16 protein-coding genes are annotated in these 15,812 nt (G+C 61.5%); 12 read left to right on the top strand and 4 right to left on the bottom strand.

Translation table 11 applies throughout. The features are described from left to right. The first annotated feature begins 15 nt into the window (after positions 1–15). Positions 16–2,394, top strand: coding sequence for a DUF2309 domain-containing protein (locus ACP90_RS03725; protein ID WP_062486844.1), 2,379 nt, complete (start codon positions 16–18; stop codon positions 2,392–2,394). Positions 2,395–2,449: 55 nt separating this feature from the next. Here ACP90_RS03725 and ACP90_RS03720 read toward each other — a convergent pair whose 3' ends face one another. The 3 genes from ACP90_RS03720 to ACP90_RS03710 all read right to left on the bottom strand — a co-directional run bounded on the left by ACP90_RS03720 (position 2,450) and on the right by ACP90_RS03710 (position 4,242). Then, positions 2,450–3,133: a YafY family protein gene (locus ACP90_RS03720; protein WP_062486842.1), complete on the bottom strand. Its 684-nt coding sequence runs from the start codon at positions 3,131–3,133 to the stop codon at positions 2,450–2,452. Between the two features lie 65 nt (positions 3,134–3,198). Then, the gene (locus ACP90_RS03715; protein ID WP_062486840.1) at positions 3,199–3,594 is read right to left on the bottom strand and encodes a Rid family hydrolase; all 396 of its coding nucleotides are present in this window, start codon (positions 3,592–3,594) and stop codon (positions 3,199–3,201) included. 216 nt (positions 3,595–3,810) lie between these two features. Then, a complete protein-coding gene (locus ACP90_RS03710) occupies positions 3,811–4,242 on the bottom strand; it encodes a nuclear transport factor 2 family protein (protein WP_055661544.1) in 432 nt (143 codons plus the stop codon). 171 nt (positions 4,243–4,413) lie between these two features. Between ACP90_RS03710 and ACP90_RS28165 the strand changes: the two genes are divergently transcribed. From ACP90_RS28165 to ACP90_RS03655, 11 genes are all read left to right on the top strand, one after another. Further along, positions 4,414–4,923, top strand: a complete 510-nt coding sequence (locus ACP90_RS28165; protein WP_201030449.1) for a sigma-70 family RNA polymerase sigma factor — start codon at positions 4,414–4,416, stop codon at positions 4,921–4,923. Continuing rightward, on the top strand, positions 4,920–5,684 hold the full coding sequence (locus ACP90_RS03700) for an anti-sigma factor (protein ID WP_062486838.1): 765 nt from the start codon (positions 4,920–4,922) through the stop codon (positions 5,682–5,684). Before ACP90_RS28165 ends, ACP90_RS03700 begins: the two co-directional genes overlap by 4 nt. A gap of 154 nt (positions 5,685–5,838) precedes the next feature. Beyond that, the gene (locus ACP90_RS03695) at positions 5,839–6,636 is read left to right on the top strand and encodes a substrate-binding domain-containing protein (protein WP_062486836.1); all 798 of its coding nucleotides are present in this window, start codon (positions 5,839–5,841) and stop codon (positions 6,634–6,636) included. Between the two features lie 188 nt (positions 6,637–6,824). Further along, entirely contained in the window at positions 6,825–7,922 is a 1,098-nt protein-coding gene (locus ACP90_RS03690) for a LacI family DNA-binding transcriptional regulator (protein ID WP_062486833.1), read from the top strand. Between the two features lie 399 nt (positions 7,923–8,321). Continuing rightward, a complete protein-coding gene (locus tag ACP90_RS03685; protein WP_062491318.1) occupies positions 8,322–9,374 on the top strand; it encodes a sugar ABC transporter substrate-binding protein in 1,053 nt (350 codons plus the stop codon). A 95-nt stretch (positions 9,375–9,469) separates the two neighbouring features. Continuing rightward, positions 9,470–10,276 carry an ATP-binding cassette domain-containing protein gene (locus ACP90_RS03680; protein WP_062486831.1) on the top strand — a complete coding sequence of 269 codons (807 nt, stop codon included), beginning with the start codon at positions 9,470–9,472 and terminating at the stop codon, positions 10,274–10,276. Between the two features lie 14 nt (positions 10,277–10,290). Next, a complete protein-coding gene (locus tag ACP90_RS03675) occupies positions 10,291–11,538 on the top strand; it encodes an ABC transporter permease (protein ID WP_062486829.1) in 1,248 nt (415 codons plus the stop codon). Between the two features lie 27 nt (positions 11,539–11,565). Beyond that, positions 11,566–12,294 (top strand): SDR family oxidoreductase, encoded by a 729-nt coding sequence (locus tag ACP90_RS03670; protein ID WP_062486828.1) that lies wholly within the window; start codon positions 11,566–11,568, stop codon positions 12,292–12,294. A 3-nt stretch (positions 12,295–12,297) separates the two neighbouring features. After that, positions 12,298–13,914 (top strand): FGGY-family carbohydrate kinase, encoded by a 1,617-nt coding sequence (locus ACP90_RS03665; RefSeq protein ID WP_062486826.1) that lies wholly within the window; start codon positions 12,298–12,300, stop codon positions 13,912–13,914. 32 nt (positions 13,915–13,946) lie between these two features. After that, entirely contained in the window at positions 13,947–14,600 is a 654-nt protein-coding gene (gene fsa, locus ACP90_RS03660) for a fructose-6-phosphate aldolase (RefSeq protein ID WP_062486824.1), read from the top strand. 126 nt (positions 14,601–14,726) lie between these two features. Next, entirely contained in the window at positions 14,727–15,020 is a 294-nt protein-coding gene (locus ACP90_RS03655; protein WP_062486822.1) for a hypothetical protein, read from the top strand. 27 nt (positions 15,021–15,047) lie between these two features. On the opposite strand, the gene ACP90_RS03650 is transcribed toward ACP90_RS03655, so the two are convergent. Next, positions 15,048–15,731 carry a hypothetical protein gene (locus ACP90_RS03650; protein WP_062486819.1) on the bottom strand — a complete coding sequence of 228 codons (684 nt, stop codon included), beginning with the start codon at positions 15,729–15,731 and terminating at the stop codon, positions 15,048–15,050. Between the last annotated feature and the right edge of the window lie 81 nt (positions 15,732–15,812).

Below are 15,812 nucleotides of genomic sequence, written 5' to 3'. Positions count from 1 at the left end.
GACGAGGCACTTCAGATGTTTATCAAGCACACCCAATTCAGCTCGCTCCGGGTTTCGGGCATCCTCGAAGCAGGCACGTCAGCCATAAGGGCCATCCCGCCCGCCTTTCCGCTGGATGCAACCGTTGCCGTCAATCCCTTCCTCGGCCAGGTTGGAGAAGGCCTCGCGGAAGCATCCACGCGCCTTGCCAGAACGAGCGGCATCAGCCTGACCCGGCCCAGAAGCAGCTACGGCGCCGAGATCGCCTGTGGCCGCATCTTGGATGAAGACCTGACGGCCGCCCTTGAGGCAAGCAACGCCGGCAACAAGCCGGCGGATGTCGCGCAGCTCAAGGCATTCGCCCAAATGGATGGACCGGCACCGACAGCCGTACCAACCATTGCCGAACTCGCAGCTTCTGTATCCGGCATCGACTGGCCGTCGGTTATCGAAAAAACCGTTGGTCTGTGGGCCGCCGGTTACTTCGACCGCGGCCAGGCGCTTTGGTCTCCAGCCCCAGGTGAGGGCGCTTATGCTGCCTGGCGGTCCTGGGCGAGCCGTGACCTGACACCCGAAATTGCCGGACTGACGGGGTTCTGCTCCCATGTAACCACGTCTCCGGACACTTCCGAACAGGCAATCCTGCGGGTAACCGACCGGCTGGGCATCAGCGTTCCGGCTGCCGAAACCCTGTTTCACCGGCTGCTGATGGACCTGGGAGGCTGGGCGCAGCATGCACGCTGGCTGCTGTGGCAGGCAGAACAGGACGGCACCACGGACGGCACGCTCGGCGACCTGCTGGCCGTCCGGTTGATCTGGGAAGAGGCGCTTTTCAACCGCTTCCCGGCTGTCGCCGACCAATGGCAGGCCACGCTTCAGCTTCACGCTGCACCTCTTGTTCCGGATCGGGGCCAGGTTATCGATGCCATATTGCAGGACGCGGCAGAGCGGGCATACCAGCGGTCTCTCGGCCAACAGTTGAAGGCGCAGACAAAGAACACCGGGGAGCGCCCTGCCCTTCAGGCGGCGTTCTGCATCGACGTGCGCTCGGAAGTCTTCCGGCGGGCGCTGGAAAACCAGAGCCCATCGATCGAAACACTCGGGTTTGCGGGTTTCTTCGGTCTTCCTGCTGCTCACAGGGACCACGGCTCCGATGTTGAAGAAAATCACCTGCCGGTCTTGCTGAAACCGTCCATGACCTCAACTTGCCACGGTTCTTCCAATGAGGAAAAGACGGCACGCATTGGTGCGCGGGCCATACGGGCACTGGACAGGTTCCGCCAGGCCGCTGTCTCGTCCTTCGCCTATGTGGAAGCTGCCGGCCCACTGTATGTCACCAAGCTGGTGAAGGATTCTCTCGGCCGCCCCACAAGGAAGGTCTCAACGAGTGCCGCCCCCAGGCTCGACCCGGCGCTTGATGCCGAGACGAAATCAGCGACTGCCGCTGCGGTCCTGAAGGCCATGAGCCTCACGAACGATCATGCGCAGGTGGTTCTGCTTGTTGGCCACGGAGCCAATGTGAAAAACAATCCGCATGAAAGCGCTTATCATTGCGGCGCGTGCGGTGGTCATTCAGGTGAAGTTTCAGCGCGGTTGCTTGCAAGCTTGCTGAACGATGCCGAAACCCGCGCCGGACTTGCCGCCCATGGTATCGACCTTCCTGACGACACCCGGTTCGTCGCGGCGCTCCACGACACGACAACGGACGAGATCACCCTGTTCGACAAGGACCAATCCGGCCCGGTGGATGAATTCGACCTTCTGAAAAAATGGTTGAAACGGGCGGGAGTCGAGGCACGGGCCGAGCGCGCCTTGCGCTTGCCAGTCACGAATGCTGCCTCCATTGCTGCCAGAGCATTCAACTGGGCCGAAATCAGGCCGGAGTGGGGACTTGCAGACTGTGCCGCGTTCATCGCTGCCCCCAGACATCTGACATCGAAGGCCAATCTGGAAGGCCGCGCCTTCCTTCACAGCTACGACTGGCAAACGGACAAGGACTTCAAGACGCTTGAACTCATCCTCACCGCCCCGGTGGTCGTGGCGAGCTGGATCAGCCTGCAATACTATGGCTCTTCAGTCGCGCCGGATGTCTTCGGTGGCGGCAACAAACTCATCCACAACGTGGTTGGCGGCATTGGCGTTGTGGAAGGCAACGGTGGGCGCCTGCGGCCCGGCCTACCTGCACAGGCACTGCATGATGGCGAGAAAGGAATGCACACCCCTCTCCGGTTGTCGGTTCTGATCGAAGCCCCCGACGAGGCAATAACTGCCATTCTGGATGCGCACCCGGATGTTCGGAACCTTTTCGAAAATGGCTGGCTGCATCTGTTCACGCTTCGGAACGGACGTATGGCCGCGCGCTACCAGCCGGACGGTTCCTGGGCAGAGGAAGAGATGACCAGCCTGGCAGCCTGAACCTGAAAAGGCAGGTCCAGTGGCCGGTGGTCGCTGGACCGGTACGGAGCTCCGGCTATCCCTCTTCCTCGCAAGGCTCGGTTGCCAGGAAAGCACGCAGTCCTCTTGTCTCGTCGTCCTCGAAAACCGTGCTTGTGACACTCAGTTTTACGACACGGTCGAAACGGAAGGTGCGGAAAGCCTGCCGCATTTCGCACCACGCACTGAACATCCACCCGTCTGTCATGTTCCAGATGACAAGCGGGCGGACGCTGCGCTCCGTGGGTTTTCCATCGGCATCCTCGTAACAGATGTCGACAACGAGCTGCATCCGGATGGCCTCGCGGATCAGACTGACGGTCGGTGGGGCGCTGTTCTTGATCTGCAGGCTGAAATACGGCGCGTCGGCCAGCTTGCGTTTATCGGGATCCGGCATGCCGGCCTGGATCATGGCACGCACTTCATGTGCCGCCGATGCCAGCGCCTGGTCGCCCGTGCGCTCCACAAAGGAAAGGCCGATCGCCAGCGCATCGACCTGATCATGGGTAAACGTCATGTTGGGCAGATCGAAGCCCGGACGCAGCAGATAGCCGATGCCGGCCTCCCCTTCGATGGGAAGACCGGACGCCTGAAGGTGGGCGATATCCCGGTAAATCGTGCTGAGGCTGACTTCGAACCGTTCGGCAAGTTCTGCGCCCCGGATAACGTCGCGGGTCCGCATCTCGTTGATGATCCGAAACAGTCTTTCCGCGCGTCGCATTCCGTTTCCTCACGCTCCAGAAAACCGGATGCAGCCGCTTCGAAGCTGCTTTCAGGTGTCGGGTCTCAGTCGGCAGCGGTCGCTTCGATCTCGAACATGAGAGGAGGAAGCGCAAGCCGGCTCACGCCAAGTAGTGTCATTGGCGGCGCAGCGTCAAGACGGCCGAACCGCGCTCCCAGGACGTCGAAGTTCTTCAGGGCCTCGTCCACATCCGTTGTGTAGACCTTGACCTGAATGACATTGGCCAGGGTCATCCGCGCTTCGGCCAGTACGGCTTCCAGGTTGTTCAGCGAAAGCTCGATCTGACCGCGCATATCCGCGGCATGCTGAGGATTTCCTTCCCCGTCGACAGCGGTCTGTCCGGCGCAGATCAGCTGCCGGCCCATGCCTTCAACAATTTCGGCCTGATTGTAGCCGAGCCTGAGCGACCAGGGCCAGGGATTGACGGGTGTTCTGTTCATCGGGCGTCCTTTCGATCTTCCAAAACAAGAGAACGCCTATCAACCACAGGCCTCCTGTCACCGTGGTGAGAGGAGTGATCGCACCTAGGCCAGATTTTGCAGAACCTTGGCCTTGCCCTGCGCAAAAAGACATCCTGCGTTCTTGCAAACGCAGGATGCTTGCGCGCCGGTTTCCCCTGCCATGCAAGCGGGAACAGCAGGCGGGGAAATGCCGGCTTACTTCGCGAGCTTGGGGTCGATCTGCCAGACTTCGCTTGCCAGCTTGCCGCTCCGATAGGTCAGGACGTAGCGAACCGGGATCGTGTTCTTGCCGGAAAAGCGCACATTGGCGGTCACCGTCACGCCAGCAGGATTGGCGTTTTCCTGAACATTCGAGACATCGACCTTCAGCTTGCCCTGCGCCCCTGTGAACTTGGTCCAGACCGTGCCTATGTCTGCAGCACCGGTATAGACACCATCCAGCGGGCCACCGACCCATTCCAGCACGGCCTTGTCGGAATAGGACGCCTTGAGGGCATCGACCTTGCCGGTTGCGATGTTGTTGAAATGGGTACGTGCCAGGTCTTCACCCGGCCCTGCCAGGGCTGCGGATGCAAACAGAACCGTACCTGCGAAGGCAGTAGCGGCAAATTGACTGATCGGCTTCATTTCAGATCTCCATTCGTTCACTGTTCCAGATGCGATCGGCCGCATCCGGTGCTGTCCACGCAGGTGGCGGTGTTTTCCTTCCCGAAGGAGCCGAAATTTCTTTTTTGCCGGCGACGGAATAATTCGCGCAGAACAGGCGTTGGTGTCAGTAGTGTCCACGAGGAAAAGCCCTTGCCCGACAATACCCAAAACCTGCTCAGGGAGACGACGGCGCTGCATCGCTACGCGGTAACGCTGACCTGCGACCAGGCGGAAGCGGAAGACCTTGTGCAGGACTGCCTGGAACGGGCCTTGCGCAAATGGAGCCTTCGCCGGTCGTCTGTACCGCTGCGGCCGTGGCTCTTCCGTATGATGCGCAATCTTCACGTCAGCCGCTGGCGGCGCTTGCGGCGCCATTCGAACCATATCGACCTGGACGATCTGGAAAACCAGCTTCAGGCGCCCGCCTCGCAGCAGGACAGCGCCGAGCTCAAGCATCTGCTGAACCGCATGCTGGCCTTGCCAGAAGACCAGCGCGAAGCACTGTTCCTGGTCGGCGTGGAAGGCTTTACCTATGCAGAAGCCGCCGCAATCCTGAACGTTGCCGAAGGAACCATCATGTCGCGCATCAGCCGCGCCCGTGCCAGACTGAGAGAAGACCCCCGCGCCTCCGAGCGTCCCCATCTAAGGAGCGTGACATGAATTCCCAGACGGAGCCTCCCATCCGGGAGGAAGACCTCGTTCGATACGTCGACGACGAGCTGCCTGCGGACCGCAGACGCGAGGTCGAAACCTATCTCAGGGACAATCCGGAAGCTGCCGCCCGGGTTGAGGCGGACCGCCGGATCTCGGCAAACCTGAAGACAGCCTATTCCCGCGTCACTGCAGAACCTCCCGGCCTGACCGCGCCTTCAGGGGGCAGATGGTTGCCGCGCGCTGGCATGGCCGCCTCCATCGCTGCGGCCCTGCTGGTCGGCGTCTTTGCCGGCTGGTCCCTGAAACCGGATGCAAGCCTGCCAGCGTATCAGCCCTTCCTGACCGATGCCCTGACGGCTCACCGAACATTCACCGTTGAGGTTGCTCATCCGGTCGAGGTGGCAGCCAGCGACCAGCGTCATCTGGCAACCTGGCTCGGCAATCGGCTGAACCATCCGTTCCGCATTCCTGATCTGCGGGTTGCCGGACTGACGCTGATGGGTGGACGCCTGCTGCCCAGCGGGGCGGATCCGGCAGCACAGCTCATGTATGACGATGCGGACGGCAACCGGGTGACCGTCTACCTGCGCCGCGGGGTCGACGGTGAACCGAAATTCCAGTTCGCGGAATCCGGCACGGAACAGGCGTTCTTCTGGAGCGACACCGGGTTCACCTACGCGGTGACCGGCGACATGCCGCGCTCACAGCTTTTGAACCTTGCCCACCTGATCCAGACCCAGCTCGACCCGGCGCAACAATCGAACTGAAAGTCGCCAGATCATTCTGAAAGAGACCTCGCGCTTTCGTGACCCCGCTCTTGGGAAGACCAGGCAGCCGGCTGGCGTAGTCAGGTGCGGGGGCAGCGCAAGGCCGCCTTCGGCGCGCATGCGTCACAAGCCAACAGAATTCAGGAATTCCGATATGAAAACTTCCCTTTGTGCGCTCGCGCTGCTGGTTTGCGCCGGCCCTGCACTCGCCCAGGAAAGCACACTCGCCGATCCATCCATCAAACACCGCCCCGCCGACGGAGTTGTCAGACTTTATGGTGCGGGTGGCCCGCACACGGCGTTCCAGAAAGTTGCAAAGGCCTTTGAAGAAAAAACCGGTAACAAGGTCGAAATCACGGCCGGCCCGGAAACCACCTGGTCCGCGAAAGCCCAGGCGGATGCCGATATCCTCTGGGGCACGTCCGAACAATCGATGACGGCGTTTCTGGAAACCTATGGCAATTTTGACTCTTCCCAGGTTCAGCCGATCTACATCCGGCCCGCCATCATCGCCGTGCGCGCAGACAATCCGAAAAAGATCGAGGGCTTTGAAGACCTGCTCAAGGACGGGATCAAGATCGTCGTGACCGAGGGTGCCGGTGTCGCCAACACATCCGGCACAGGTGTCTGGGAAGACATCGCCGGAAGGACCGGAAATCTCGGTGACGTGTCGGCGTTCAGATCGAACATCGTCGCGTTTGAAAAAGGCTCTGGTGCCAGTTTCCGGGCCTTCAAGGACCTTGAGGCCGATGCCTGGATCACCTGGCCGAACTGGCCTATCAACAACCCGGACGTTCTGTCCCTTGTCGAACTGGACGAAAACCGTCGCATCTGGCGCGATGTCAACGTCGTGCTTTCCCCCGACGCCGACCCGCAAGCCAAGGCTTTTCTGGACTTCCTCCAGACCCCGGAAGCCGCGGTCCTGATGAAAACCGAGGGTTGGAAGCGCTAACACCGCGCTTTCGCCTTTTGCCAAGCCCCCCTCCGCGCCCATGCCTCCCAGGGCGCGCAGAGGGGGGATGCAACGCCTTTCCGAAACGCGCTGAGCCTACCTTTCCCATTTTTCCGCTTGCCAACCTCAAACCGCACTGTTAAACGTTTAACTGTAAAACGTTTAACAGTGTTGGGAGGCGCTGGCAGATGTCCCGGAAAAAACCGTCCATCAAGGAAGTCGCTGCTCTTGCGGGCGTGTCGATCGCGACGGTATCGAACGTCTTTTCCGGACGCAAACCGGTCAACGACGAGCTGAAGGAGAGCGTGCACAAGGCTGCGCGCGAACTCGGTTACCAGCTTGACCGGGCTGCTTCCCAGCTGCGCTCGGGCCGAACCCGTATCATCGCGGTAATTGTCCCCGACCTCACCGACACCTTTTTTGCCACCATCGTCTCCAGACTGGAAACCGCCGCATCAGCGGAAGGTTACGACGTGATCGTCGCCAGCTCCCATAACGACCGCGCGGTGGAATCCTCACGTCTGAAGGCGTTGCTCGCATGGCGGCCGGAAGGGCTGATTGCCGTGCCCTGCTCAAGCACCATGCCGCCGGAACTGAAGGAAGCAAGATCCACCTTGCCGATGGTTCTGGTTGACCGTGTTGCTGCAGAAGGGGCAATTGCCGATACGGTGACCATCGACAACCGCGAGGCAGGCGAGATTGCCGCAAGGCATCTGCTGGAGCGTGGCCACCAGAACATTGCAATCGGCGTTTCCGACCTGGATCACCCTCCGATCCTGGAAAGAACGGAAGGGGCTGCCGCCATCATCGAGGCGCAAACCGGCAAACGGCCGACCATTCTCAATCTGGGTTCCGATATCACCGCAGGCACCAGGACGCTCCTGGACTGGATGGAACGCAATCCCCTGCCGGAAGCAATCATCGCGCTTACCAACGTCACGACACTCAGCGTGTTGTCAGCCCTCGCCGAACACCGGATCGACATCCCGAGCCGCGCGTCTGTCGTCGCGTTTGACGACTATGCCTGGATGTCCGCCCGCAACACCGGACTGACGGCCATCCGACAGCCTGTCGACAAGATCGCGGAAACCGCCTGGCGCCGGCTGCTGCAGCGGATCGAGGGTGACAGCAAGGCACCCGCTACCCCGGCGGTGCTGAACGCGAGCCTGATCGTCCGTGCCTCGGTGCGCGATCTCGAAGCAGGCGAAGACATGCATTCGCAAACACACACCCCGGCACCGAGGGACAGCGCCTCGGCGGAAGGGCAGGAAAAGAAGATCCACTGATGCCATCCGCCACGACAGGGCACGATGGCAGACAGGCGGCAAAGACCGCACGGACACATGGGAGGAAGAGGAGGAAAATCGGACTTCAGGATCAACGGACACTCAAACGCTATCAGTCCCGTTGATCCGGACGAGAAACGCGCGGAGTGCGGTGAGCAACCCCGCGCGTCGGCAAGATCGTCCTGAAATACCCACTAACCGAAGCGGCAGGTAGATCCTCTCATCCGCCGGAACCCGTAAAGACGCCCCGTGCCGTTGCACCGGCTAAAGCGTCAGGGTTTCTGCGCGGACTCGATCATGCTCGGCCAAGATTAGCAGTGGTCTTTCAGGAAACCAACCGGTCTTGAGCGCACCCGAGGACGGGGCCGACGGACCGTTTTATTGATGGAGGAAACTGAAATGAACCCGATGAACAAGAAACTTGCCGGCGCGGCCATCGTTGCCGCCGCCCTGCTGCAGGGAACCGCTGTCCAGGCTGCATCCGGCACCGTCGCATTCCTGATGCCAGACCAGGCATCGACCCGCTACGAGGAACATGATTTCCCGGGCTTCAAGGCGGAAATGGAGAAGCTTTGCCCGGATTGCACCGTCATCTACCAGAACGCGGATGCAGACGTGGCGCGCCAGCAGCAGCAGTTCAACTCCGTTCTGACACAAGGCGCCAAGGTGATTGTGCTTGATCCGGTGGATTCCAGCGCGGCCGCCTCGCTCGTCGCCCTTGCCCAGAGTCAGGGCGTGAAAGTGATCGCCTACGATCGCCCGATCCCGGACAAGACCGCCGACTACTATGTCTCCTTCGACAATGAAGGCATCGGCAAGGCAATCGCCGAGTCCCTGGTGCGCCATCTGGAAGAACAGGGCATCTCACCGGAGGCAGGCGGCCTGCTGCAGATCAACGGCTCGCCCACCGATGCCGCTGCCGGCCTGATCAAGGACGGTATTCATGCAGGTATCGCCACCGGCAAGTACAAGACCCTGGCCGAATTCGACACGCCGGACTGGGCACCGCCCAAAGCCCAGGAATGGGCTAGCGGCCAGATCACCCGCTTCGGCGATCAGATCGTCGGCATCGTAGCGGCCAATGACGGCACCGGCGGCGGCGCCATTGCCGCCCTGAAGGCTGCCGGCGTCGACCCGCTTCCGCCTGTAACCGGCAACGATGCCACCATCGCGGCCCTGCAGCTGATCATCGCCGGCGACCAGTACAACACGATCTCCAAGCCTTCTGAAATCGTTGCCGCGGCGGCTGCCAAGGTTGCCGTGCAGTTCCTGAACGGGGAAACGCCGGAAGCCAAGACAACGCTCTACGAAACACCTTCCGAGCTGTTCGTTCCGGCCGTGGTCACGCGCGAGAACCTGAAGGAAGAGATCATCGATATGGGCATCCAGACGGCTGAGGAACTGTGCACGGGCCGCTATGCCGAAGGCTGCAAGGAACTCGGCATCCAATAACTCCTCCTCCCAAGCAGGCCGCCCGACCCCAGGGGTCGACACCCGGAAGGCCGGGCGGCCATCCAGAGGACCCAGAAAACCATGAGCCGGACAAGATGACCGCCACTTCTCCCCACTCCGCCACGGATCGGCAGCCGATCCTGAGCCTCAAGGGCATTTCGAAGAACTTCGGCGCGGTGTCGGCATTGACCGATATCGAGCTGGACGTCCATCCAGGTGAAGTCGTTGCCCTTGTCGGTGACAACGGCGCCGGAAAATCGACCCTCATCAAGGTGCTCTCCGGCGTTCACGCGCCGACTTCCGGCACCATTCACTTCGAAGGCAAGCCGGTGACGATGCACGGGCCGAGCGACGCCCTGCACCTTGGCATCGCAACCGTGTTCCAGGACCTCGCCCTGTGCGAGAACCTCGACGTCGTTGCCAACATCTTCCTGGGCCAGGAACGCAGTCCCTGGCATCTGGATGAAGTGGCCATGGAAGTCCGCTCCTGGGAGCTGCTCAACGAACTGGCGGCCCGCATTCCAAGCGTGCGCGAACCGATCGCCTCGCTGTCCGGCGGCCAGCGCCAGACCGTCGCCATTGCCCGGTCCCTGCTGCTCAACCCGAAGATCATCATGCTGGACGAACCCACCGCCGCCCTTGGCGTTGCCCAGACGGCGGAAGTGCTCAACCTGGTGGAGCGGGTCCGCGACAAGGGCCTCGGCGTCATCATGATTTCCCACAACATGGAAGACGTGCGCGCGGTCGCAGACCGCATCGTGGTGCTGCGGCTTGGCCGCAACAACGGTGTGTTCTCGCCGCAATCGTCCAACGAGGAACTGGTCGGAGCCATTACCGGCGCAACCGACAATGCCGTCACCCGCCGCGCCAGCAAACGGGCGGCCGCAGGCGCCACGGCATAAACAAGGAAACCACCATGAACGGCTCCGCTCCCGAACCCCGGCTGCTCGACCGCAGCGATACGCGCGTCAAGCATGCCAACAGCCTGACCGACGTCATCAGCGCCTTCATCGATCGTGTGAAGGCAGGTGACCTCGGCTCCCTGCCCGTCATTGTCGGCCTCATCGTCATCTGGACGGTCTTCACCATTCTCAATCCGCTGTTCGTTACGCCGAACAACCTTGTGAATCTCTTGTTCGACTGCTCGACAGTCGGCGTCATCGCGCTCGGCATCGTCTGCGTGCTGATGCTCGGCGAGATCGACCTTTCGGTCGGCTCCATGAGCGGTGTCGGCTCGGCCCTGATCGGCGTGCTCTGGGTCAATCAGGGTGTTCCCCTGCCACTGGCGATCCTGGCGGCGCTCAGCACCGGCGCGGTCATCGGCTCGGTGTATGCACTGCTGCGCACTCAGCTTGGCATGCCCAGCTTCGTCTCGACACTCGCCGGTCTGCTGGCGCTTCTCGGCCTGCAGCTCTACATGCTCGGCTCCACCGGATCCATCAACCTGCCCTACGGCTCCTGGATGGTGAACTTCGGCCAGCTTCTGATGATGCCGGCCTGGGCCTCTCACGCAGTCGCACTGTTGCCTGGCGTCGCCATTCTCGTGATGGGAATTCGTAACCGGCGCCAGCGCCAGGCAGCCAATCTCTCCGTTGGCTCTGTTGGCGGGCTTGTGTTCAAGGCGTTGTTCACCACCATCGCCTTCGAAGCCGCCGTCTTCTATCTGAACCTCGGTCGCGGCGTGCCCTGGATGTTCGGCCTCTTCGCCCTGCTTGTCGTTGTCATGAACTATGTCTTCACACGCACTCAGTGGGGGCGGTCCGTGAAGGCAGTCGGCGGCAACGCGGAGGCTGCGCGCAGAGCCGGCATCAATGTCACCTTCACCTACCTCACGTCCTTTGCACTGTGCTCGCTGCTGGCGGCCCTCGGCGGTGTTCTGTCTTCCGCGCGGCTTGCCTCCGCCAGCCAGCAGGCAGGCACCGGTGACGTCAACCTCAACGCTATCGCAGCCGCCGTTATCGGTGGAACCAGCCTGTTCGGCGGACGCGGGTCGGCATGGTCGGCGCTGCTTGGCATCATCGTCATCCAGTCGATCTCCAACGGGCTGACGCTTTTGAACATGTCGTCCTCGCTCCGCTACATGATCACCGGCTGCGTGCTCGCCATTGCCGTCATCGTCGACAGTCTCGCCCGCCAGAGCCGCGTCTCTCACGGCCGCGCCTGACCGGATTTCAATTCAAGGATTTCGAACATGACCGATGAACTCAAAGGCAAGGTCGCGGCCATTACAGGTGCCGCGTCCGGGATCGGCCTGGAATGCGCCAGGAGCCTGCTTGCAGCCGGCTGCCGGGTGGTCCTGATCGACCGTGCCGAAGACAGACTGAACGCGATCTGCCAGGAACTCGGGCCGGACGCCATTCCACTGGTGGTCGACCTCATGGACGGGCCCGCTGTCGATGGCATGCTGGACCGGATCGTGGATAAGACCGGACACCTCGACATCTTCCACGCCAACGCGGGAGCCTATGTCGGCGGCAGCGTCATCGACGGCGACCCGGACCAGTGGGACAAGGTGCTCAATCTCAACATCAATGCCGCCTTTCGCTCCATTCGCGCCGTGTTGCCACATATGGTGGAGCGCAAGACCGGCGACATCATCGTCACCAGTTCCATCGCCGGCCTTGTGCCGGTCGTCTGGGAGCCGATCTATACCGCCTCGAAATTTGCCGTGCAGGCCTTCGTTCACACGGTACGGCGCCAGGTCGCCGAACACGGGGTGCGCGTTGGAGCGGTCGCGCCGGGACCTGTGGTTACAGCCCTTCTCGATGACTGGCCCAAGGCAAAGATGGACGAAGCCCTTGCCAACGGCAGCCTGATGCAGCCCCGGGAAGTCGCTGATGCCGTGCTGTTCATGCTTAGCCGCCCGCGCGGCGTCACCATCAGGGACCTTGTCATTCTGCCGCAAAGTGTGGACCTTTGAGGCATGAGCAAATTTCTGATTGGTATTGATGTCGGCACAGGCAGTGCCAGGGCTGGTCTGTTCGACCAGTCCGGCAATCTGGTTGCATCGGCAAAACGTGACATCGCCCTCTTCAACCGGGGGCCAAACCTTTACGAACAGTCTTCCAACGACATCTGGCAAGCCGTGGCCGCCACCGTACGCGAAGCGGTTGGCACGGCCGGGATCGATCCGGGCGATGTGGCCGGGATCGGCATGGACGCCACCTGTTCGCTGGTGGTCATCGGCCCGCAAGGCAGCCCGCTGCCGGTGGGCGATACGGACCACCCGGAGCGCAACATAATCGTCTGGATGGATCACCGCGCTCTTGACCAGGCCGAACGCATCAACGCCGGTGGCCACGACGTGCTGCGCTATGTCGGCAGCCAGATTTCACCGGAAATGGAAACTCCGAAGCTGCTCTGGCTGAAAGAGAACCGGCCAGAGATCTTCGGCAAAGCCGAGCATTTTTTCGACCTGACCGATTTCCTGACATGGCGGGCAACCGGCAGCCTTGCACGGTCCATCTGCACGGTTACCTGCAAATGGACCTACCTTGGTCATGAGCGCCGCTGGGACGCCGACTATTTCCAGTCCATCGGTCTTGCCGAACTCTGCGCGAATGATTTTGACCGCATCGGCACCACCGTTGTCGATGCGGGAACGGCTCTGGGCAGCGGGCTGACGGCAGAAGCGGCCGCAGACCTGGGTCTGCATGAAGGGACACCCGTTGCTGCCGGGCTGATCGATGCACATGCGGGCGGTGTCGGCACGGTCGGGTGGCAGGACCAGACTGAGGCGGGATCCGCGACAAGCCGGATGGCCTATGTCTTCGGCACCTCCGCCTGCACCATGACCTCGACAACAGAACCGGCCTTCGTGCCAGGCGTCTGGGGACCTTATTTCTCCGCGATGGTTCCAGGCCTCTGGCTGAACGAGGCAGGCCAGTCGGCGGCAGGTGCCGCCATCGACCATCTGGTCCGCTTCCACCCGGCCTCCACTGACGCCCTCAAGCAGGCAAAGGAAGCAGGCCTAGGCCTCAACCAGTGGCTTGCTGCGGAAGCCGAGCGGCTTGCACCGGAGGGGACAGACATTTCAAGGCTGGCAGACGGTCTGCATGTGGTGCCTGAATTTCTCGGCAACCGTGCGCCGTTTGCCGATCCGGAAGCCAAGGCCGTCATTGCGGGCCTCGATATGGACACATCCGTCGCCGCTCTCGTCAGGCTCTATGTCGCGGGCATCTGCGGTCTCGGATACGGCCTCAGACAGATTGTCGAGGCGCAGTCCGCAAAGGGCATCCGGACGGACACCATCGTCGTCAGCGGCGGTGCAGGCCAGAGCCCTTTGGTGCGCCAGCTTCTGGCGGATGCCACGGGCCTCGTGATCGCCGCTCCCAAAACCGCGGAACCGGTCCTTCTCGGCTCGGCCATGCTCGGCGCTGTCGCTGGTGGCCTGCAAAAAGACATTCCGGCCGCCATGGCCGCCATGTCGGCAGCCGGCGAAACCTATGCACCCGGCGGCGCTGAGGCCACATCCTACCACAACAAGCGGTACGAAGCTTTCGAGCTGCTCCAGCAGGCCGCCCGCAAGATCCGCGGATAACGCTGCCCGCCATTCCAAACGGAAAGAGAGACATGAAGTTTTTTGTCGACACGGCGGATGTCAGCGACATCCGCGACCTCACAGAACTCGGCCTTATCGATGGTGTTACCACCAACCCGTCCTCGATCCTCAAGTCCGGCCGGGACATCACCGAAGTGACCCGCGAGATCTGCTCCATTGTCGAAGGTCCTGTTTCGGCCGAAGTGACGGCGACCGAATTCGAGGCAATGGTGCGGGAAGGCAAGACCCTTGCAAGGATCGCCCCCAACATCTGCATCAAGCTGCCGCTGACGCTGGATGGTCTCAGAGCCTGCCGTGCACTGACTGCCGAAGGGTTCAAGACCAACGTCACCTTGTGCTTTTCCGCCAATCAGGCGCTGCTGGCGGCCAAGGCCGGAGCAACCTTCATTTCCCCTTTCATTGGCCGACTGGACGATATGGCCATGGACGGAATGGAGCTGATCCGCGAGATCCGGCAGATCTACGACAATTACGGCTTTGAGACCGAAATTCTTGCCGCCTCGATCCGCACGGTCAATCACGTCAAGGAAGCCGCGTTGATCGGCGCCGATGTGGCAACCGTGCCGCCGGCAACGATCAAGGCGCTGGTCAAGCACCCGTTGACCGACAAGGGACTGGAGCAGTTCCTTGCGGATTGGGCAAAGACCGGCCAGACCATCGCCTGATCGACTGAAGAGTACGTACAAGCAACTTGCCGGTTCCACCCATGGGCGGAGCCGGTCAATCCGCTCGAATTGAACCCGATGACGGTTCGGGCGTTTCCAATGGAGAGACATCCATTGGAGGATAGTATGCGCCCGCACGAAAATGTCCGGACGATTGCAGCCCTTGCCACCGCACTGGCCCTTGTGTGCGGCACCGCTCTTGCAGACGACAAGAGCGGCGACTGCCAGGTTGAACCCGGCGCAAAGTCGCAAGACAGGGTTCCCACCGATACCGAAGAAACTGCCAGCCTCTCGGACTGCGACGGTGTTTTGACGCCAGCCCCGGTCGGAGACCGCGAGCTTGTCGAACCTGCTCCCGATGTCGGTGAAACGCCTGTCATCACTCCGGAGGAGATCCCGGATCAGCAGCCGGCGGACTGAGGCGACCGCCAGCTAGGTCGATGATACTTACGAACGAAGCAAACGCTTGGTGGACCCGACAGCGGTTGCGATCTGGGAATAATGCGTCTTGCGCTTTTCCGAGTTTCCGGCCGAACGCAGCAGTTTGGTGACGCTTTCGTCGATGGCTTCCGATGCTTCACGGCGAGCCTGCTCGAGATTGGCCGAGGAAACGGCCCGGTAGGTACGCTGACCCACGGCCGCGCGTGGAGCGCTCCGGTCCTGGTATTTTGAGACAATGCCATCAAGCTTTCGGGAAAGGCTCCGCAATTCCCGCGCCGCGTCGCGATAGTTTGGCCGGTTTTCAATTGTCGAGGCGGCGCGCCCCAGAACATTCCTCAAACAGTCGAAGCGGTATTCGGGCCGGATGGAATTGCGGCACTCGTTGCTGCCGTTCTGGATTATCCAGATGACACCGCGGGTGACCCTTTCATCGAGACCATAAGATGCGCTCAGCTTCGGGTCGCGTTCCTGCCGATCGACATCATAGGAAGGGGCAGACGGTTCGCTGCTCATGGAAGAGCTGTACTGGGCAAGCAGTAGCTCCTCCAGAACCGAACCCAATGGATCTGCCGGCGCAAGCGACTGCCCCCCCGGGACGGCGACCGCATAAGCAGGCACACTGGCAGCCGTCACGACTTGTCCGGCGAGCACGGCAACCGCCACACCTGCGCAAAACCTGTTTCCAAACATGACTTCCTCCAATCAACTATTCAAACACATCGAACAAATCACCAGAGACAACTGATCGAACCGGGCAGCAATCACGATTGG

This window comes from Labrenzia sp. CP4 (genome assembly GCF_001579905.1).
GTDB lineage: Bacteria > Pseudomonadota > Alphaproteobacteria > Rhizobiales > Stappiaceae > Roseibium > Roseibium algicola.
Note: the sequence above shows the minus strand (reverse complement) of the source record. Positions and strands in the feature narration are given on the sequence as shown.